Source organism: Yersinia proxima (genome assembly GCF_902170785.1).
Classification (GTDB): Bacteria; Pseudomonadota; Gammaproteobacteria; order Enterobacterales; family Enterobacteriaceae; genus Yersinia; species Yersinia proxima.
The window spans coordinates 433,009-454,062 of sequence record NZ_CABHYG010000011.1; the positions used below are offsets into that span (position 1 = coordinate 433,009).

Here is a 21,054-nt window from a genome sequence, read left to right on the forward strand (position 1 = left end):
CTGAGTGTTAGCTTTTGTACAGCCTGTTACAAATTGTAAAATTATTCGCTTACTACTGGCGAAATAAAATAGGGCTAGTGAAAATCTAGCCCTGTTACGTTATTTTAAAATTTAAATATCTGAAATTAAATGGGTGGCCGTGACTCTAATTTTATATTTACAGCCAAAACGTATCAGGTGGTTACGGGAGGGCGATATTTGCAGGGGAACTCCAGAGTAAATTTCGCGCCTCCTAGCTCCTCAGAGCGAGTAACACTGAGACTACCGCCGTGCAATTGAGCGACTTGTAAGGCAATAGATAAACCTAAACCAAAGCCACTGATTCCCGCTTCTTCATCAACTTTTCCTCGATAAAACGGTAAAAATATCTTTTTATAATCGGCTTGATTGATACCACGCCCATCATCTTCGACAACGATAAATAAACGTTCTCCCACTCGTTCTGCACTCAGATAAATGTTTTCTCTGGCATATTTTTTAGCATTACTGAGCAAGTTTTGCGTAACATAAGGCATGATCTGAGGGTCAATCTCTATCCAACCCAGGTCATCACTGGCGCGGAGTTTCACATCGATTCTCCGGTCGCTGAGATGAGATATTTTTACCTGTTCTTCTAGCCATGTTGATGCATATTGTTTCCGTGGATGAATGCGAACGCTGCCGCTCAAAACGGGCATAATTCAACGCCATTGAAATGAGTGTTTCAACTTCATCCAACTCTTGATAAACCCGATTAATATCAGAAAAATCGTCTTTGTCTGAATGATGGTCGAGGTAGTTCGCCAGGTGAAAGCGAATACGTGCAATCGGGGTTCGGAGCTCATGGGCCATGGTGTGGCTCATCTCTTGTCGCAAGGCGACAAACTGTTGAACTTTTGCGGCCATGCTATTGAGCGCCGAAGCTATCGGCCTGACCAGATATGACTGTTTGGGTGATGCGCGTGCAGTAAGATTGCCGGCGCTTAATGCCTGTGCAGTGCTACGCAAATTGTTGACGCTGTTCCATACTGGCCTTAGCCATATATAGGAAAAAATAAAACTTAATATGATGGTTCCGCCCCACTCAAACAACAAAAGCTGTATTTCATAGCTTGATATGCCATCGGAATTATCATTTAAAGTGGCGATAATAGGGCCAATCAATAAAACCTCATCAGTGCCTTTGATAACTTTATAGATAAAACCATCATGAACAAATAGTCCCCCATCTTTGAGTAATATTTGATAGTCCTCTTTATTCATTCGATTCTTCAAGTTAGAGGTTTTTTCTATACTCAGCGGAAAGGAGAATAAGTTGTTCATTTTTTGCACGTCTTCGTGCCAATTTTGTGGTGGTTGCATACGCATATGTTCCTCAATACTGGCGAGGGTTTTCTGCATCATCTGATATTGAATCATATGCGTCAGGGTTTGCGTCACTTGGTTCCGGATAACTAATACCGAGTAATAAAGAGCTAAAGCGGCTAATAACCAAAACAAGTAAAACCGCAGAAATACACGAAACCGTGGCGTAAATTTTATTTTCATAATCTGCAGTCTCAATCAGTCCCAGCCATGACTGTTAAATAGATAGCCTTTACTTCTCAGTGTCTTAATCCTGTTGGGAATATCAAGGTCATCATCGAGTTTCCGACGTAATCGGGAAATATGAATATCGATCGTGCGATCGACACCATCAAAATCGATGCCTTTTAAACCTAACAATAATTCATCCCGACTAAGCACTTTACCGGCATCTTTTGCCAGTAGCAGCAGAACATCAAATTCAGCTGTTGTCATCGGAATATCTTGTTCATATAAAGTGACTGTTCGAGAGGCGGGGGCAATCGTAAGTTGGCCAAAGATAAGATTTGTTGATTCTGTTGTCTGTATTGTGGAGTTTTGAAGATTGTTTAATGGTTGAGTGAATCGACGTAATTGGGCGCGTACTCTTGCCAGTAATACTCGTGGCTCTATGGGTTTAATTACATAATCATCGGCACCCAACTCAAGCCCCAATATTTCATCCAGGCTCTCCCCTAATGCCGTGATCATTATAATCGGGCCGTGGTAAAATTCGCGAATAACCTTACAAACATCAAGTCCATTCATGCCCGGCAACATAATATCCAATAGGATCAAGTCAATAGCATTATTTCTCACATATTCAGCAACGGTATCACCACGGCTAATTATTTTTACTTCGAACAGTTGTTTAGCTAAAAATTCAGCGATTAAAGTGGCCAGGCGGTGATCATCCTCCACTAACAATATTTTCGTTACCTTCGACATCACGGCCTCAATTCAAAGATATAAACATCAATAGTTTAATACTAAATACTATATCTAACTTATTTTTTTATCGACGAGGTACATCACGTTAATGTTTTATCTCAAAATAGGGTGCTTATCAAAATAAGTAGGCACAGTAATAGCCACTTTTATTTAAGTCAGTCAGGTTTTGGTCGATACCAGAGGTAGGCAAAATAAAAGAGATGAGACATATGGTAGGCCAGATCAGTAGTATCGGATTTCCGGTCCCTCGCGTTATGAGCAATGTTATTACCGGAGCAAAACAGTCACCGGCTCCGTTTCAGTCTTCGACTCGTGTCACTTTGAGTGATGCCGCTGATGAAATTAATGCCATTTATAACATTGGTGCGCAAAAGTTACGTACGTCGATCACCAGTGGTAATAGTCAATTAACCTATCTGATGAGCGCAAATCTCAATCAACCAGCATCTGTTTCTTTTCAGGGGTTGGGAAAGGCACTGTTATTACAACTGAAAGATGATCCAACAGATTTCTCCAGTGTGGTGGCATCACCGGTTGATATTCAGACCAGTGGCGACAATGATAAAGCCGCCGCTGTTGCACTGGATATCGTTACGCAAAGTGGTGTGAAAGTCAGTGTGTCGCTGTCCCGACAGCAAGATGGCATAGTTGCACAGATACAAACTGGCGATGGCGATCTTAATGAGAACGAGGTTTTGGCTATCTCAGATCTTGCCGATGCATTTCAGGCGACTCTTGATGGATTGTCTGCTCAGCCGCCAGTCGTCAATATTGACGGGTTAACTCAATTTGATAATACAATCCTGAAGTCGGTTGACTTGAATACCGATGTTCGGCAAGGAAATGATTCTCTACAGTCATTGAATTATCAAAGTGATAATTCCAGCAGAGCACTAAGTTACAAAGACAGCAATGTCACTTTTCAATTAAATACTGACCTTAGTCACCCTGAAGTGCTGGGAACATACGGACAGCAAGTTCGAGCACTTTCTGCGTATGAAAAACAGTTAGATAATGCAAATTTCCGTGGGCGTGGCGACAAGACACAAATGGATATGTTTAAGGCCACTTTTCGTGCAATGAATAGCCATTATGGTTCCAATGAAATAGACAGCAGCGAAAAGACAATTTTCATGTCGGAGACGGATAAGGCGCGTACTTACCTGAGTGGTTTAGCTGATTTTTCAGCATCTTTCCAGCAAGCGCAAACATCCTCCAATCCGCTTAAGAAAGAAGAGAAAGATACCTTCGCATACAATTTTAGCCAAACGACTGAAGAAGCTAGTAACAGCAAAGGTGAGCTTAGTAATAGGGTACAGCACACAAAATCTCATCTGCAAGCCAGCTATCATGAAGCACTGAACCCAACAGCGCCGTTGTCACTGGGGATGTTGTTACAATCGCAAAGCTACACTTACCATCAGATTAATGATGAAAGTTCGTCTCAGACCTCGCTGGAGTTCAGGAAAGGGTATTTAGCTACGGTAGCGTCCTCTAAAACCACTCATAACATGGAGTCGGTGAAAAAGTATGTTGCCGGACGTTTGGTTGATGAAAACAGAACACCGTATGACAATGAAAAAACGCATCAACTTAAGCTGAAACAGTTCTCTTTCTGAACGGAGATATCAGAGCCTGACAGTATTAAATAATCTGAAAATAAAAATGTGATTACTCGATTTGTCATCATAGGATAAGAGTAGCATCACTCTTTCGGGGCAACTTTTGTCATAAAAATAAGTTGTTATCAGAGAATTTGTTCTATGATCGACAGCGTGCCCTCGGCTTGCTTATTGGGGGACTGTTCATTAAGGAGAACTTTATGTCTCATATGCCATTAATTCAGCTCCCCCACACGCATGGCGAAGGTTGCCTCTGTAATAGCCCGGCATTCATACGTATCAATACGGTATTTTCCCAAAAATCAGCTCAATCAGCCCCTATTACTGCGGCAACGGTTGCGGCGGCTGTACCGGGAGCAAAATCGCAAAAAAGAGATGTTGCCGCTAATGCGGTACGTGTGATGGCTTTTATTAATGTTCGTGTCTTTGATGGTGTTTCAGACCAACTACGAGACGGGCTGCGAGTATTAGTGGAAGGCAACAAAATAAAGTCGGTAGAGCCTGCGGATACACCGCTTTCACCGGATGTGGAGCTAATTGATGGCGGTGGCGGCGTATTAATGCCGGGGCTGATTGATGCTCACTGGCACGCCATTATGGCTCGCCCGTCAATGATGACTGCCATGACGGCAGATTTTAACTATATTCAGGCGCTGGCCATTGCTGAAGCTGATGCCACCTTAATGCGCGGCTTCACCACGGTACGTGATATGGGCGGGCCGGTTTTTGGCTTGAAACGAGCCATTGATGAACATGTCGCTATTGGCCCACGAATTTTCCCTTCGGGTGCATTTATCACTCAAACCGGTGGGCACGGTGATTTTCGCTTGCTGGGTGAGTTGCCGCATACCCCATCAGATCCCTTAAGTTATGCCGAGCGTGTGGGGATGACGGCAATTGCCGATGGTGCTGATCAGGTATTGCTGCGCGCCAGAGAACAACTTATGCGAGGTGCTTCGCAACTCAAATATATGGCCGGTGGTGGTGTCAGCTCCATGTACGACTCCATCGATGTGACGGAAGGTTCTGTAGCCGAAATCCAGGCCGCAGTAACCGCAGCTGAAAACTGGGGCACCTATGTGACCGTCCATGCCTACACCCCTCGTGCTGTTACTATGGCTATCAAAGGCGGGGTTAAGTGTATTGAACATGGCCAGTTGTTGGATGAGGAAACTGTGCAGCTAATGGCCGAAAAAGGCATCTGGTGGAGCTTGCAACCTTTCCTTGATGATGAAGATGCGGTGCCAACACCAAGCCCGGCATCGCGAGCCAAGCAACTTGAAATGGTAGCAGGGACTGATACCGCCTATATGTTGGCAAAAAAATACAATATCAAGACAGCATGGGGCACCGACACGCTGTTTGATGCCCGACTGGCAACCCGACAAGGGGCGCAATTAGCCAAGCTGACTCGGTGGTATTCACCGCTTGAGATTCTCAAAATGGCGACCAGTGTTAACGCTGAACTTTGTGCTTTCTCTGGCCCGAGAAACCCGTATCCAGGAAAATTGGGCGTAGTGGAAAATGGTGCGCTGGCTGACCTGATTTTGGTGGACGGTAATCCGCTCGATGATATCCAACTCGTAGCCCAGCCAGATAAAGCATTTAGAGTCATTATGAAAGATGGGCAAATTTTCAAAAACACGCTGGGAAGTGATCATTAGCGGTTTTTATGATGGCAAACCCTGCCTTCAGGTGGGGTTCCGCGTATTAATTGAGGCTGTTCAATGAATAATATGACTTCCATCAGGAAGCAGCAGCGGTTTTTCTTCAGGTTTTTAAGTACGGCAAAACAGGGATTGTGGCGTGATCCATGGGTTCTGTTATCAGTTATCGCCCTGAGTGGTTGCTCTGGTGCTGAGGCTCCTTCATTTTCGCTAGTGGGTTCCTATTTTCCTTCCTGGATGGCTTGCGCCTTTATCGGGATAATCACTGCGGTGATTGCTCGTGTTCTGTTTATTCGCGTTGGTATTGATGAGGTGCTGCCATGGCGGCTATTTGTGTATGTCTGCCTGGCGCTTGCTGTGGCATTCATCTGTTCCCTATTACTGTTTACGCGATGAATAATGAATATGAATAAACTACAAGGGAGTGAGCGTAAGCGGCGACTGGCACTCATTGTTGCTGGCGTTATCATTGTTGCCGCCGTGATTTTTGGCTGGCTATCGGTGCGGCAGACCACACTGAATCCATTGTCTGAGGATGCGGAACTGGGGGCTAGCGTGGTGCATATTGCCAGCTCGGTTCCGGGCCGTATTATCTCAATTAATGTTGAGGAAAACAGCAAAGTCCGACGTGGTGATTTGTTGTTTTCCATTGAGCCAGACCTCTACCGTTTGCAAGTCGAGCAAGCGCAGGCTGAGTTGAAAATGGCAGAAGCTGCCCGCGATACCCAGCAACGCACCGTGGTCGCAGAGCAGTCCAACGCAGCCATTACCAATGAACAGATTGTTCGGGCGCAAGCCAATCTCAAATTAGCGACTCAGACGTTAGCTCGCTTACAACCGCTACTCCCCAAAGGCTATGTTACCGCCCAGCAGGTAGATGATGCCGCGACGGCGAAACATGATGCTGAGGTCAGCCTAAAACAGGCATTAAAACAGTCATTTGCCGCTGAGGCGTTGGTCAGCAGCACCGCTGCTTCGGAAGCGCTGGTGGTGGCGCGCCGCGCGGCACTTGCTATTGCCGAGCGGGAACTGGCGAATACGCAAATCCGCGCGCCTCATGATGGTCGGGTTGTCGGGTTGACTGTCTCTGCCGGGGAGTTTGTCGTCCCGGACCAGGCTATTTTCACACTTATCAATACCGAACACTGGCATGCTTCGGCATTTTTCCGCGAAACGGAGTTGAAGCATATCAAGGTGGGTGATTGCGCCACTGTCTATGTTATGGCGGACAGACAGCGCGCGATTCAGGGGCGAGTCGAGGGTATTGGTTGGGGTGTAAGTTCTGAAGATATGTTGAATATCCCACGTGGCCTGCCTTATGTGCCGAAGTCATTAAATTGGGTGCGTGTCGTTCAGCGTTTCCCTGTCAGAATTAGTCTGGAAAAACCGCCGGAGGACCTGATGCGAATCGGGGCGACTGCTGTGGTTATCGTGCGAAATGACGAGGGTTGCTGACGGTACGCTTGGCGGCATAATCCGTCAGGCAAAAGTTGATCTAGCCTATTTCCCTGGCAGGGTGGCTCAGGCGTGGCGTGTTGCTGCGCTCTGTGCATTGATGGCGATGATTGCCATGATATATGGCATTCCAGAATCCGCGATTAGCTGTTATCTCATTATTTTCGTGATGAAACCTGATGGCGTCGAGAGCATGGTGATGGCGGTTGCGATCACCATATTGGTGTCGCTGGTTGTTGGCTTGGTATTTCTACTCATCCACTTCACGCTAGAAGCCGCGCCACTGCGCATGGCCGCCTTGATTGTCAGTTCGTTTCTCTTTCTCTATCTCGGATCGGCCAGTAAGCTCGGCCCGGTCGGCAGCATTATTGCGCTGGTGATTGCTTTTGTCATGACGTTACTGAGCAATATCCCCATGGGAGAAGTGGCTACGCGGGGGCTGCTGTATGCCTGGCTAATGGCTGTTTCCCCCATGCTGCTGCTGATTGTTTTTAACCTTTTCTTTGGCCGCATGCCACAGCGCTTATTGCGCGACAGCCTATCTGAGCGATTATTGGCGGTGGCCGAGGCATTGCGTCAACCTGATGTTGCCACTATGGATAGGGTTAAGGAACTGCTGCAAGAAGGGCAAAATGAGCATCAGCAACGGGCGCTTTTTGTGCGTATTTTTCATCTGCGGCCTTCGGCTGAAGCGGCCTGGCTTGAAAGTGCAGTAAAAAGCAGTTACCGGTTATTGTTGGCTACTTCGGCTTTACCTGCGACTTCACCGGAGAATGCACGACTTGAGCTGGCGGCTTACTGTGATGGCGCGGCGCAGGCGATTGCTGCTGGCAATCTTGCGCCTACCCCTCACTTCGCCATTGACGATCCCAGCGATGAAATTAATGAAATCAGAAACGCGCTGACAGCACTGGCAACTGCCGATATTGGGCAAGACCTGAATGCCCCGAAATCCACCTTCTTTGCCGCAGACGCCCTAACCAATCCTGTTCATCAGCAGTTCGCGCTGAAAACTACCGCTGCGGCACTGATTTGTTATCTGATATACACCGCGCTGGATTGGCAAGACATTCATACCGCCATGATCACTTGTTATGTTGCTGCATTGGGCACCACCGGTGAGACGGTACATAAGCTAGTCTTGCGGATTATTGGTTGTTTGATCGGGGCATTGATGGGAGTGCTATCGATTATCTTCATCATTCCCCATATGAACGATATCGGGCAATTGATGGCGCTGGTATTTGGTTGCATTCTCTTGGCCGCTTGGGTGTCATGTGGCAGTGAACGTATTGCCTATGCCGGTGTACAGGTTGGGTTGGCTTTCTTGCTGACGGTATTACAAGGCTTCGGGCCAAGCACCGATCTGGGCGTAGCTCTGGATAGGGTGCTGGGTATTTTGCTGGGTAATCTGGTGGTGTATTTGATTTTCACCCGACTGTGGCCGGTGGCGATTGTAGACGCGGTGCAGGTCCATATTAGCCAGGCCTTGAAGGGGCTGACAAACCTGGCCACATTAGCGCCCGATGCCCGGCCTGCAGCGCTCAGAGAAGCGACAACGATCGAGGCGGAGATTACCAGCGCGCAAGAAGAGTTGGCGCTGATCCCCTTTGAACCTGCACAATTACGCCCCTCGCGAGAAGAGTGCGCGCGCTTACAGGCCATACTGGCAGAGATGGGTAAGTTGTGCCCGGTGCTGTTTCTACCGACGGAAAAGTCGGCCTCTGATGTGGCACAACTGCGTCGCCTCTCGACAGGTAGCGGTGCCGCGACATTATCGGATGAGCAAGGAGCGAATAGCGAATCATCACGGCAGGGAGCATCGCCGATTGATCTGACTATTCAACAACGTATAAAGCGGCTTGAGAAACTTCTGGAAATTGGATGACATGATGACGCACGCTGTATTGATGGCCCGGATAGCCAAAATAGGTCTGACTGGCTCGGTATTGAGTCTGAGCATACTGGTCGCCGGTTGTGCTACAGACAGCTTGGATCTTGCACCTGCATCTTATACCGAACCCTGGAAGGCGGATGCAAATGCGCCTATAGGGAGCGGCAATTTTTCTGTGCCGGCGAACCCGCTGGTGGCGGAATTAGCAGCGCCACCCAGCATAAAAAGCGAGCATACTTATTCGTTACCTGAATTGATTGATATCGCCCAGAGTCAAAATCCAGATACCCGCATTGCCTGGCAACAAGCACGGCAGGCTGCGCTGGCGGTCGGAATGGGGGAAGCTATATTTTTACCCATAATTTCGGCCAGTGTGATTGGTGGTTACCAGCGTACGACCACGCCTTTACCTTATGCCATCGGCAACGAAAAGGATTTGAAAACCAGCGGAAGTGCGGTGGTTCCTGCCTTGGCATTACAGTGGCTTATTTTTGATTTTGGTCAGCGCAGCGCGTTGCTTGATGCCGCTAAACAGACTTCTTATGCCGCCAATGTGACCTTTAATGGTATGCACCAGAAGCTCATTTATGATGTCACTCGCACATATTTCCAATATGGTGCGGCACAAACTCAGCGCCAGATAGCAGAACAAACACTGAAAAATAGCCTAAAGATTCAAGATGCTGCCGAGGAACGGCGCAAAAATGGTATCGCGACGACAGTTGAAGTCGCACTGGCACGCCAGCAAGTTGCGCAGTCTGAGTTGCGTCGTGTGGTGGCTAAGGGCACTGAACGTGATGCTTATCAGGCATTATTGGGCGCAATGGGGGTTTCTCCCTCATTGGATATTAAAGTCGCTTATGCCGAAGATCGTGCTTTACCTGATGGGATGAGCGCACCAACCGAACAGATGATTCGACTGGCTCTCTCTCAGCGGCCAGATGTGTTGGCCAGCTATGCCGCGGTCGAGGCGGCTAAGGCGGGTATCAAAGCAACAGAAGCTGATTTCTTGCCGAAAGTCTATCTGGCCGGGGCGGTAGCAAGCGGTGATGGGCATTTTGATATTCAGGGCCTGCCGGGTATTAGCCCACAAACTTCATCTTCCAGTATTTTAGTCGGTGTCAGTGTTCCTCTTTACGATGGTGGGATACGTGCCGCGCGGGTGAAAGAGGCGGAATCTCGAGCTGCGGTTGCTGCCGAAGGATTTAAGAAAACGCAAGAATTGGCGGTGCGTGAAATTGTCGTCGCAGCAGATACTTTACGTTCTGCGCTTGAAGCTAATCAGGCGGCATTAACTCTGGTGAAAACCTCGTTTATTACCTATGACGCCGCACTGGAGTCTTATCGCAATGGTGTCGGTACCATAACGGTCGCCAACGAGGCTGCTAATGGATTGTTGAATGCACAGCAAATGAGCACTGACGCCCATGCCGCATCTTTGGTCGCTGCAGCCAATCTGGCTTTTGTGATGGGGAAAATGACGAATACTTCAGAATCGTTGGCACTGCTTCATTAAATGAGCAGGAGGGATTTGTAAATTTTATCTTTCAACTTAGATTGATTATTGCGAGGTATAAAACGGATAAGTACCAAATATTATTTTTAGCACGAAGAGTTCATCAGTTGGATAAACCTAAGCTCCCGGCAGGTAAATTCAGCCTATGATCGATTTTTTTATGAAGATATTACTAACGTCAGGGTGTACTAATTAATGGGGAGCAGGTCAGCAGCTGTAATGTCAAAAACTGACCTTAATACACTGCGCCGACTCTCCGTGCACCCGTCTTCTGAGCAGTAATGCTTTATTTCACTTATACGTTACCCTAAGATTATAATTATAGCTATGTTAATAAAATGTATGGTTAGGATTTATAATTCTAGCTGAGCTTAATTAATCATGTAGATGATTTTCACTAAATATAAATCGTGTTATTCATATATTATCTCATCTGTTTTTTACCAAAAATATTCTATTTGGCTAGTGCTCTCCTGATAAAAACCTATGCCGAACTTCATCAATAAGCCATTTTGTGATTGGTGCTTGTTTCATTTTTAGTCTCATAATAATAGCGTAACGCCCGACTGGAAGTTCTTCTGAAACATTAATAATTGAAAGTTTCTTGCCAATATATTGATTTTCTAATATTTCTTTTGGGCCAATTGATATGTAACCTTCATTAAGAATCAACTGTTCTGCAATAGCAATAGAGTCACCGTATAAAACAGAGTGCTCTGTACCAACGCCATAAGGGAATATTATTTTCTCTAGAGAACGAAACATATCAGCTCCAGCCCCTGGTAAATACCATTTTTCATTCTTGAGAGCCTCTAATGAGCTACTGTTAATGAGTGGATGGTCTTTACTGGAGAAAACATAAAACTGAGTATCTGTCAGGTACTCTACATGAAACTCATTTAGCGATATATCTGGCGTTGTTATCCCGATGAAAAAACTAAGTTTACCTTCTCGAATTGACTGTACAAGTTCGGAAAATTGTCCTTCGACAACTGTTAGTTTTGATTGAGGATATCGTTTTTGAAAGTTTTTAATGATGCCGGGCATAACTCCATAAGCGGGTAAATGTGAACAGCCAAACCGAATAGCGCCTTGTGATTCATTAATAAACTGGGATAAATCATCCAAACTACGTTCAAGCTCATTAAGGACTTTATTCATGCAGGGTTCAAAAAACTTGCCCATTTCGGTTAACTGGATACCATTTGTTCCTCGCTTTAACAAATCACCCCCCACAATATTTTCAAGTCCCTGTATACTTCTGTTCACTGATGAAGGTGTTTGGTTTGTTGCTTTAGCCGCAGCACGAATACTTCCAGTAAAAATTACTGCCCTTAGATTTTTAAGTTGACTTGTTTTAGGTAAGTTTTTCATTTTACTTTATTCTTTTGTTTTTCATGTAATTCATCATCATAAGAATGAGTCTATTAATGCTCTAATAAATAGATATCTTAATGAAATTATTTATGAGTTTTTTTATATTAGATTTAAAATACAATATTACATAAGTATTAATATCTTGCAGAAATGACATAAAACATGCATCTGGATACATTAAAAAATCATTAAGATATTCCCCTTTCTAACCTGGAGATAAACATACCCATCACAATTATGTTATCGCCAGTTTAATCAAACTAAAAATACTGGGTGACTAAAAGTATCATTAAGAAAATCATTATACAAATTAATATAATCTAAATTCACCTTATCAAAAAGTTTATTAAAACACCTGAATGTCTCAAAAATGAATTTTGAGGTAGTTAATGATTTAGGGCGTTACAATATTTAGCGATTAAATAAAAGTCAGTTTGATGCTTGATTACGTCGAGATAAACTAAATCTTGGGACAGTGCTGGCCTTTATGATTAATCAAGGGCGATATCGTCAGGTATTGAACTGGCACACATTATGTATAAAGAGTAAATCAAGCACTTTATTGTACAAAAAGTTAGCCAGGAGAGTACTTTCATCAGTTAGCTGCCTAAAACAGGCAGCTAACTTTGACTAACTTACCTACGCTAATACAACTGAGTTACATTATCTGAGGGGTGTCAATCTTAATACATGAGATATACTCCAGATATGCGCCAATATTTGTTTTGTATTCACTACCTTTCCCAGTACCCATATCTACCATATACCTATTACTCGGTGCTGCTGGTGGCTGAGTATCAGTCCAATACGCAGTATTTGGAGCACTACCAGACCAGTTTTCCGGTTTCTGCCATTCAGACCATAATGAACCAATTCCACGTATACCTTCACCTTTAGTCAATTGATCACGTTTAGGCATTACCATTCCTTGGGTAAAACAGTAATTTTGGGCATCATTGAAATTTCCTGTACGCTTATCTTCATGGGTGATAAACCAGCTAGTTACCTCAAACTCATAACGATAAGCATCTGTATTATTTCTTGCTGTTATTTTGACTGGTTTATTGCGAATATTACCCTCTGTTAAAGTAACATTGCCTTCATTATCAACACTCATCGAGGCGTTTTCGCTTGAAGTCCAAGTATAGTTTGTATTTGCTGCTATATTTCCACTTGCGTTTATTTGGAATTCAGCACCTGCATATCCGGTCGTTGGGAACCTATCTTTATATGCAAAAGGATGATTACCTGGTGCGATAACATTATATGCTGGGTGTAATGTTAAGAAATTAACAAGCGATGAGTCATTTTCTCCGCGTTCTGAAATAGTGGCTGTAATCTTGATTTCCCCGCCAATCGAACCGCTTTTAGACACGGAAGAAACTATTTCGCCATTTGAATTAGTCATACCACTGGACGGCGTTAGTGTAATACCAGATGATTCAGAAGAGGTAAAGTCAACCTTGACATTGTTAATTCTGTTACCATTTTTGTCTGAAACAGTGGCTTTGACCGTATTGCTTTCTTCTCCTGAAATGGCATTATTCTGTGTCGTTTCGATTTTAATATTGAGAACTTGAGTAAAATTAACACCTTTTGTTTGGCTCATACCGTTCACAGTAGCTTTCACCGAGGTAGTACCGGCAGTCATATTCGTTATCGTCGCGGTGGCTATTCCGTCAGTGCCTGTAGTGCCAATGACGGTGGTGACCATCCCGCCATTATCAGCACTGAAACTTACTGTATGACCCGATAGCAGATTATTGCCAGTATCCGTAACAATGGCTTTAACTTCATTGGTCTCTGTGCCGTCAGCGATAGCGTTATTTCTGACTACCGTCAGGTTTGCTGCCGTAATTTGAGCGGTACTGTCGTCCGGCATAAAAGTGGTCGGTACACTCTGGCTCATACCATTGACTGTAGCCTCGACTAAAGTATCACCGGCAGTCATATTCGTTATCGTTGCGGTGGCTATTCCATCAGTGCCTGTAGTGCCAATGACGGTGGTGACCATCCCGCCATTATTAGCACTGAAACTTACTGTATGACCCGATAGCAGATTATTGCCAGCATCCGTAACAATGGCTTTAACTTCATTAGTCTCTGTGCCGTTAGCGATAGCGTTATTTCTGACTACCGTCAGGTTTGCTGCCGTAATTTGAGCGGTACTGTCGTCCGGCATAAAAGTGGTCGGTACACTCTGGCTCATACCATTGACTGTAGCCTCGACTAAAGTATCACCGGCAGTCATATTCGTTATCGTTGCGGTGGCTATTCCATCAGTGCCTGTAGTGCCAATGACGGTGGTGACCATCCCGCCATTATCAGCACTGAAACTTACCGTATGACCTGATAGCAGATTATTGCCAGCATCCGTAACAATGGCTTTAACTTCATTGGTCTCTGTGCCGTTAGCGATAGCATTATTTCTGACTACCGTCAGGTTTGCTGCTGTAATTTGAGCGGTACTGTCGTCCGGTATAAAAATGGTCGGTACGCTCTGGCTCATACTATTGACTGTAGCCTCCAGCGAGGTTGTACCCTCAGTCATATTCGTTATCGTCGCGGTGGCTATTCCGTCAGTGCCTGTAGTGCCAATGACGGTGGTGACCATTCCGCCATTATCAGCACTGAAACTTACCGTATGACCCGATAGCAGATTATTGCCAGCATCCGTAACAATGGCTTTAACTTCATTGGCATCGGTGCCGTTAGCGATAGCGTTATTTCTGACTACCGTCAGGTTTGCTGCGGTAATTTGAGCGGTACTGTCGTCCGGCATAAAAGTGGTCGGTACACTCTGGCTCATACCATTGACTGTAGCCTCGACTAAGGTATCACCGGCAGTCATATTCGTTATCGTCGCGGTGGCTACTCCGTCAGCGCCTGTAGTGCCAATGACGGTGGTGACCATCCCGCCATTATCAGCACTGAAACTTACCGCATGACCCGATAGCGGATTATTGCCAGCATCCGTAACAATAGCTTTAACTTCATTGGCATCGGTGCCGTTAGCGATAGCGTTATTTCTGACTACCGTCAGGTTTGCTGCCGTAATTTGAGCGGTACTATCGTCCGGTATAAAAATGGTCGGTACGCTCTGGTTCATACCGTTAACTGTAGCTTTCACCGAGGTAGTGCCTGCCGTCATATTCGTCATTGTCGCGGTGGCTACTCCGTCAGCGCCTGTAGTGCCAATGACGGTGGTGACCATCGAGCCATTATCAGCACTGAAACTTACCGCATGGCCCGATAGCCGATTATTGCCAGCATCCGTAACAATGGCTTTAACTTCATTGGTCTCTGTGCCGTTAGCGATAGCGTTATTTCTGACTACAGTCAGGTTTGCTTCCATAATTTTAGCGGTGCTCGGTATGACCACAATTTGCATCGTTACACGGGGAGAAGCATTCCCTTGCCGATCATGAGCCACAGCACTTAAGGTATGGATGTTGTTACTGCGTGTTGACTGATAGGGAGGTAATGTGAGCAATACCTTCTGAGGCGATACTTGTGTCAGGCTTCCACCTGCTGCAATTAGCCCAGCGCTATCCCAGTCAACTCTTTCCAGCCCATATTTCGACACCACCAATGCATTGACTGTTGCACGGGACAAAGCCTCTCCCATTACTTCCTCTGGAAGAGTCAGTTTAATAAGTGCCTGTTTCTGATAATCGAGCACAATATCGTTATTACGTTCCACCAGATCGTAGCGGCTGCCTGCCAGTGTGCGGGTTGAAGCCACCGCAGTGGGATTAATATGTGATTGCCAGGACTCACCCAACCGGTAATTAAACTGAAAATTAATACTGCTGTCATTCTTACTGCCTTTACCGGCACGATGCTCTGCTCCCACGGTTAATAATGGAATGGGAGAGTAATTTACCCCGGCCGTCACGGCATGCGGGTTTTTCTGACGGTCATCTTTACCGAATAGAGCCACTTCATCCCCTCGGTATTTTTCATACATCAGCTTACCGCCCAACTGCGGATAAGCAGGAAGGTAGGCTTCGGCACGTACATCGTAACCGTTAGCGGGACGTTCATTGTAGTCGACAAAATCCCGTGACTGGTGCCAGTCAGTAGTACCGAAATAACTGTTGGCAGACAGTTTGAGGTAATCGGTCCAGGCTTCTACACCTACACCGATCCGGCGGTTTTTTCCCGTCATATCGTTATCAAAGAAAGTGTTGGCACCGTACATCCAGTCGTTCTGGAAGGTACGTACTCCGGCTCCGATATTTACGGTGTTGCGGCTATCTTTATTACGGGCCCCCAACTGGGTAAATAACATTGATTTTTGATTATCGTAGAGTGGCACCAATACATCGACAGCACTGCCATCGAGTTTCAAATCGTCATTCAAATTCATCTGTACACGCGCGGTTCCAAACTGACCGAGCCAGCCCTGTACCTGGTTGTTGAATTCATTGTTGGCGGCAGAGCGGATCATGCGTTCACCGGATTTGGCCGCATTACCGGTGGCTAATGCAGTGGCTCCGGTTTGAGCATGAGAGGCCAATTTATTTTCCAGAGAGATGTCTGTGTTGCTATTTTTTTGATTATCAATGGAAAATGGTGAGACTTTGCGGGGTACATCAATTTCGTCCCCTGTAGTTAATGAGCTAAAAGGTTTTGAAAAGGTGCGATAATTATTAATTTTTTTAAGCTCATCTACAGTCAAACCGTATCTTTTAGCTATAATTTCTATATTTTCGTTGGTGTTAAGAATATAAGGTTCTGTCGTGACATTTATTATTGTTGCTTTTGATGTTTGTGCCGCAGCAATAACCGGCGTAAAAGATAAACTTAAAGGAAAAAGTAACTGGAAAAGGATATTAACCCAAGTAATGGTCTTCAACATTCGCGGTTGCGCGCATGCAACTGCGAACCTACGTCCCGAGGGTGTTTTGAATGATTTCGTCCAAAAAAAATTATGCATTAATTCCACCAGGTTTAGTAAACTATTTTAAGTAGGTGATTATCGTATTGATGTAATACATACAATATAAGAATTAGCTTTTTCATTGTGGGAAAATTCCCAAATCGGTGTGCGTTTCATATACGTTATTATTGTAGTTAGCAATTAAAGAACCATTCATCTTCTCTGATAATAATTAGGGCGGTTAAAAATGCAGTTCACCAAACGCCCCAAGGATTGCCGCAATACCTGATTTATGGCTAAATTATTTGCAATGATGTTTTTTATTTTATAAACCAGTAGCCTATTAACCTCAGTGTTTATGCCACCCTATCTTTAATTGCTTTCTTTTTTGGTAACTGATTGTTATTTATCTTTTTGTTAAGCATGTTTGTGATGTCTCGACTATAAAGCCATACCCAATAAAATCAATAATCTTTTGTTGGCTATTTATTGGGTTTTATTTTTAACCTATTGATTTTATTTTCTTTTTTTGTCTGTTAATTGATTTTTCGTTATTTTAAAAATGTAAATGGGTTCTTCTTTAAATAAAATCGTTGTCGTATACCTTAACGCCAAACAGACATAAGGATAGCTGAGTTTTCATGATGTAATTATAAATACAACAACGTTAAAAGCTATTATTTTTAAAGTGATAACTAGTATTTTGGACGTTCCATCACAGGCTTCAATAAAAATATCACAAGTTAACCTGTTTACCCCTGATTTAATATTGAAGGGCAGGCGTTTATTTTATGTGGTGTTCGTTCTCCAAGTTCAGTTGCAATTGAAGAATGCTATCTTAACCATATGCTACATAAACTGTTTTATCTAAACCAACACTATTCTGTTCAACTTTGCCATTACTGATCAGTTGCAGATATCTAATAGGATTAAGATGTCTCTCCACCAAGATGTCAGCGATGCCGAATCTGTGACTGAAATCGTGACAGATGCAGAGGAAGTAGCATAACCAGCTCTGCCTCATCAACATAATATAAAAGTTAGGAACAACGTTGATAGCAGTAGTATTGAATACCGATACCTCAGCAGGAGTTAACACAAAAGATAACCTCATATAATTTATAAAATAGCATAGAGACATTATAATTGAATAGAGGTAAATATTGGGTGTGTTATTTATGCCTCACTGAGGACTTTTCTCCCCCTCCCTAAAAATTAAATTTTTCATAAAATGATAAGAATAGTTAGCCGCCTTTGTAGTCCCCTGAATTTAGCTTTGCTGCATAATGGAGTTGTGTGGTTAAAATACAATCAATGGCGCATGATGAAGACAGCATGTTCTACTGAAACTCAGACCTTGCGGGTTTTTAAAGAGGTTGATGATGCCCGGCACGGGTGACCGGATTGTGTGCTTCAGTCGAAGCCTGCTGTATACCGTCTGAACACAGCAAGGGATATACAGGTGGTCGAAGCATTGTAAAAGCCAGCACATCAATATCCTGTATATGGTTTTGGCTGATGTTCTATAAGTTACGCCAGGCAAAGGCTTTGGAATGCAAACCGTGTTTATTGAGTGATTTAACAAATCGCTGTAAACAGAAATATTCGATATGCATCTGTTCAGAAGGTTGTCTGAAGTTCGCGTACTAACAAAAAATTGGCGCACAGAATATAACTAAGTACGCCCACATAGTTCACTTGACGATATGCCGCCAGTTATCTACGCGAGACAAGAACTGGCCGGAGACCCTCATTGAGGGTGGTACTATAACCGGAGGGACTACAATTCATTATAAATTGCAGTTACATCTATCTTTAAGAGCAATGATGAAGTCAGAAATTATTAATTTCAAAGATGGACATTTCACTTTGTCACTATTTAAATGTATCGCTTGCTTAAGGTTGAGTTCTTTCAACTCAAATTCTAATGAACTTTGATTAACGGACTTCGAAAAGTGAGTGATACTTGGAAGTACTGAAACTGCCAACCCCGTTGATACCATCTCAACCAAGTAATGGAAATCTTCAGTAAATATCACTTTCTCAATTCCATATTTTTTTGTTACTTCATTTTTCAATTCGTGGAAAATACTAATATCACTAAATCTGGGGTCAAGCACCATTATATTGGCTTCTTTGCCTATCTTTTTGATCAAACTAAACTTTATGTCAATTAAATCAGTGTTGCTATCTTTCTCATCACTAATGGTTTTCCTAATGCTTAAGTCTATATAGCTGGATAAGGCATTAGAGAAATTAACTTTTGCGCTTATACCAAGAGCCATGAAATAGCAACTAATCATATCAACTAGAAAGTACAGGTCTTTATCAAGGTATATGTTAATGTTCTTGTTTTTCCTTGATATTTTACTTTCAATTTCACACAGTCCGTGATAGTGACTTGATAAGTCTTTGTATAACATAAAAGCATCACGTGACATTTCCATAGACCCATTTTTATATTTAAAGAGTTTTATTTCTAACCGTTCCTCCATTTTTTTTAGCATACTTGATACAGCGGGAGGGCTCAAATTCAAGCGTTCTGCTGCTACCTTTATTGACTTTTCTTCAGCGACGGATATGAATGACTTTAGTTCTCTTGATAGAAACATGTAGGCCTCTTATTTTTGTTATATAAACTTCACAATTAACATGGCAGTAATATGTGATGTGTATATTATATTATTGAAACTGATAATTAACATAATATAATCACTCATCTTGTTTACTATTCGTTGTACCAGAATGACTAGTTGATAGTTAGCAATCTGGTTCTGTCGTATTAACGTAGATAAGCTAGTAAACGTTGCGCAGTGGATTTTTCTAGCCTTCAGCAGACAAAATTTGTCCACGGGTGACAACTCATCATTTTGCAGATGTTGATATTACCCTTTGCATATCATCTGTAGTGGTTCGATGCTGGCCAGATGTATCTGGGCCCATCGGAACTATTTGAATCCCAAAGTTTGTCATATCCGTTGTTTGATATTTCGGTGGTCTCATTCAACCTGGTTATTCAGATATTTCTTCTGTCTGATGGCAATGATTTCTTTACAGGATTTGTCGGCACCACTTTTTTCAATGGTTAATCTCGCAGGTTTACTGTGGTGTCGAATAGTCTTGCAAAATAAACGCAGTGTAGCGGCGGAATTTCGTTTGGCTGTTAGCCGAAACTTGATAGCTTGGCCTCCAGTATTGACCGCACAGCATAGATATTTCCACTACCTTTTAATGTTGGTGTAGGTTTCCTCCATTTGTCATCGCTGCCCCATACAACGTTTATGCTAGCGAAATACTTTACCCTGTAACGACATCTGACGGATAACACCTATAGGGGGAATGCAGGCGGCGGAAGACCTTTTAGATCAAAAAAATAAATAGGCGACATTACCAAAAATAGTATATTTTCCGAGCAAGTGTTTATGAGGCGGCGCTCTAAAATCTGCCCAGTTTTTAAGGTTCATCAGTCGCGAAGCTCATCAGGGTACGGGCATAAAGTCTATTTTGACGCTGGATAAATTCATGCAAGCCAATAATGTCTTCGGTATCAGTATTGCAAACTGTGACCTATGCGAGCTAAAACTTTGTTAGAGAGGCTTAAATTCGCCACATATAATATATGTGGCGAATTTATTAGTTACTTATTACTTTACCATAGCCACGCCATTGCGGCTTTGAGTGATACTGTTGATGACGAGTTCAAAACGATATCCTGTCTTTTTAACCAGTTCCCAGCCAGCAGGGAAAGTTTCAGAATAAGTAACTGCTTTAAGTTCTTTCGCAGAAGTATCATACATGAAATAGGCAGAACCGATTTCCAGAGGAGTCTTGTTTTTATCGAACAGAATAATTGACGTTACATACATTCTTCCATCATTCGGAATAAGGCCAATAATATCATAATCACCATTAGCAGAAATGTTCACAGGATTATCAATTGTATATGTTTGAATGAAAACATAGTCCAGATTGTTGCTTGGTGATTTATTGGTCAACTTAATGGCCAGAAGCTCCGTATCTTTTGGTGCAGTCACAAACTTCGACAATCCTTGAATATCACTGATATCCGGCTGTGATGTTGTCCACACCTTATAGATTTGTTCAGGCTGAGAATCATGATAATGTCGCCAGCCGTGAACAATACTTAATTCTGCAATGTCAACTGATAGGAATTTATCATTGAGTTCCGGAGATAGGTTGTAGACAATCTCACGCTCTTTATAATTGTGAGGTTTGCCATTAAAGTTTTTCTGCTGGAAAAATATAGCACCGGTTGCACTTTTATTTACTTCGTTCATATATAACTCCTTTTGGATTGATAGCAACTGCATAGTTGCAGGATATAACTCTATTTTGGTTGAATG

The 21,054-nt window shown here is 43.6% G+C and carries 13 protein-coding genes and 2 pseudogenes; 7 read left to right on the plus strand and 8 right to left on the minus strand.

Annotation, left to right across the window (positions count from 1 at the left end):
• Positions 1–173 precede the first annotated feature (173 nt).
• From FTB31_RS10905 to FTB31_RS10915, 3 genes are read right to left on the minus strand one after another with little or no spacing between them, the layout of a single operon-like run.
• Positions 174–569, minus strand: coding sequence for a sensor histidine kinase (locus FTB31_RS10905; RefSeq protein WP_227731370.1), 396 nt, complete (start codon positions 567–569; stop codon positions 174–176).
• Positions 550–1,527: a histidine kinase dimerization/phospho-acceptor domain-containing protein gene (locus tag FTB31_RS10910; protein WP_227731371.1), complete on the minus strand. Its 978-nt coding sequence runs from the start codon at positions 1,525–1,527 to the stop codon at positions 550–552. The genes FTB31_RS10905 and FTB31_RS10910 overlap by 20 nt, the downstream gene beginning before the upstream one ends.
• Positions 1,528–1,542: 15 nt before the next feature.
• The gene (locus FTB31_RS10915) at positions 1,543–2,271 is read right to left on the minus strand and encodes a response regulator (protein WP_077175096.1); all 729 of its coding nucleotides are present in this window, start codon (positions 2,269–2,271) and stop codon (positions 1,543–1,545) included.
• A 257-nt stretch (positions 2,272–2,528) separates the two neighbouring features.
• On the opposite strand from FTB31_RS10915, the gene FTB31_RS10920 reads away from it, so the two are divergent.
• From FTB31_RS10920 to FTB31_RS10945, 6 genes are all read left to right on the plus strand, one after another.
• Positions 2,529–3,893 (plus strand): hypothetical protein, encoded by a 1,365-nt coding sequence (locus FTB31_RS10920; RefSeq protein WP_227724619.1) that lies wholly within the window; start codon positions 2,529–2,531, stop codon positions 3,891–3,893.
• 203 nt (positions 3,894–4,096) lie between these two features.
• On the plus strand, positions 4,097–5,560 hold the full coding sequence (locus FTB31_RS10925; protein ID WP_050077225.1) for a metal-dependent hydrolase family protein: 1,464 nt from the start codon (positions 4,097–4,099) through the stop codon (positions 5,558–5,560).
• A 63-nt stretch (positions 5,561–5,623) separates the two neighbouring features.
• On the plus strand, positions 5,624–5,959 hold the full coding sequence (locus FTB31_RS10930; protein WP_265102184.1) for a YtcA family lipoprotein: 336 nt from the start codon (positions 5,624–5,626) through the stop codon (positions 5,957–5,959).
• 9 nt (positions 5,960–5,968) lie between these two features.
• Positions 5,969–7,018 carry a multidrug transporter subunit MdtN gene (gene mdtN, locus FTB31_RS10935; RefSeq protein WP_050077227.1) on the plus strand — a complete coding sequence of 350 codons (1,050 nt, stop codon included), beginning with the start codon at positions 5,969–5,971 and terminating at the stop codon, positions 7,016–7,018.
• A complete protein-coding gene (locus FTB31_RS10940; RefSeq protein ID WP_175628089.1) occupies positions 7,002–8,906 on the plus strand; it encodes an FUSC family protein in 1,905 nt (634 codons plus the stop codon). Before mdtN ends, FTB31_RS10940 begins: the two co-directional genes overlap by 17 nt.
• Position 8,907: 1 nt before the next feature.
• Positions 8,908–10,428: a TolC family protein gene (locus FTB31_RS10945; protein WP_077175094.1), complete on the plus strand. Its 1,521-nt coding sequence runs from the start codon at positions 8,908–8,910 to the stop codon at positions 10,426–10,428.
• 462 nt (positions 10,429–10,890) lie between these two features.
• Here the strand turns inward: FTB31_RS10945 and FTB31_RS10950 are convergent, their stop codons facing one another.
• Positions 10,891–11,802, minus strand: coding sequence for a LysR substrate-binding domain-containing protein (locus tag FTB31_RS10950; protein ID WP_050077230.1), 912 nt, complete (start codon positions 11,800–11,802; stop codon positions 10,891–10,893).
• A gap of 661 nt (positions 11,803–12,463) precedes the next feature.
• On the minus strand, positions 12,464–16,669 hold the full coding sequence (yrIlm, locus tag FTB31_RS10955) for a YrIlm family inverse autotransporter adhesin (RefSeq protein ID WP_320407163.1): 4,206 nt from the start codon (positions 16,667–16,669) through the stop codon (positions 12,464–12,466).
• 1,550 nt (positions 16,670–18,219) lie between these two features.
• Here yrIlm and FTB31_RS10960 point away from each other — a divergent pair.
• A pseudogene (locus tag FTB31_RS10960) lies at positions 18,220–18,447 on the plus strand (integrase core domain-containing protein); the annotation flags it as partial.
• A gap of 33 nt (positions 18,448–18,480) precedes the next feature.
• Here the strand turns inward: FTB31_RS10960 and FTB31_RS10965 are convergent.
• From FTB31_RS10965 to FTB31_RS10975, 3 genes and pseudogenes are all read right to left on the minus strand, one after another.
• A complete protein-coding gene (locus tag FTB31_RS10965) occupies positions 18,481–19,302 on the minus strand; it encodes a helix-turn-helix domain-containing protein (RefSeq protein ID WP_227731372.1) in 822 nt (273 codons plus the stop codon).
• A gap of 387 nt (positions 19,303–19,689) precedes the next feature.
• Positions 19,690–19,899: pseudogene (locus FTB31_RS21570) on the minus strand (DDE-type integrase/transposase/recombinase); the annotation flags it as partial.
• 435 nt (positions 19,900–20,334) lie between these two features.
• The gene (locus tag FTB31_RS10975; protein WP_050077233.1) at positions 20,335–20,988 is read right to left on the minus strand and encodes a beta/gamma crystallin domain-containing protein; all 654 of its coding nucleotides are present in this window, start codon (positions 20,986–20,988) and stop codon (positions 20,335–20,337) included.
• Between the last annotated feature and the right edge of the window lie 66 nt (positions 20,989–21,054).

Coding starts and splice junctions, on each gene's coding strand:
- FTB31_RS10910 (WP_227731371.1), bottom strand. CDS start 1,527: ATGAAAATAAAATTTACGCCACGGTTTCGTGTATTTCTGCGGTTTTAC.
- FTB31_RS10915 (WP_077175096.1), bottom strand. CDS start 2,271: ATGTCGAAGGTAACGAAAATATTGTTAGTGGAGGATGATCACCGCCTG.
- FTB31_RS10920 (WP_227724619.1), top strand. CDS start 2,529: ATGAGCAATGTTATTACCGGAGCAAAACAGTCACCGGCTCCGTTTCAG.
- FTB31_RS10925 (WP_050077225.1), top strand. CDS start 4,097: ATGTCTCATATGCCATTAATTCAGCTCCCCCACACGCATGGCGAAGGT.
- FTB31_RS10930 (WP_265102184.1), top strand. CDS start 5,624: ATGAATAATATGACTTCCATCAGGAAGCAGCAGCGGTTTTTCTTCAGG.
- mdtN (WP_050077227.1), top strand. CDS start 5,969: ATGAATAAACTACAAGGGAGTGAGCGTAAGCGGCGACTGGCACTCATT.
- FTB31_RS10940 (WP_175628089.1), top strand. CDS start 7,002: ATGACGAGGGTTGCTGACGGTACGCTTGGCGGCATAATCCGTCAGGCA.
- FTB31_RS10945 (WP_077175094.1), top strand. CDS start 8,908: ATGATGACGCACGCTGTATTGATGGCCCGGATAGCCAAAATAGGTCTG.
- FTB31_RS10950 (WP_050077230.1), bottom strand. CDS start 11,802: ATGAAAAACTTACCTAAAACAAGTCAACTTAAAAATCTAAGGGCAGTA.
- yrIlm (WP_320407163.1), bottom strand. CDS start 16,669: ATGTTGAAGACCATTACTTGGGTTAATATCCTTTTCCAGTTACTTTTT.
- FTB31_RS10965 (WP_227731372.1), bottom strand. CDS start 19,302: ATGTTTCTATCAAGAGAACTAAAGTCATTCATATCCGTCGCTGAAGAA.
- FTB31_RS10975 (WP_050077233.1), bottom strand. CDS start 20,988: ATGAACGAAGTAAATAAAAGTGCAACCGGTGCTATATTTTTCCAGCAG.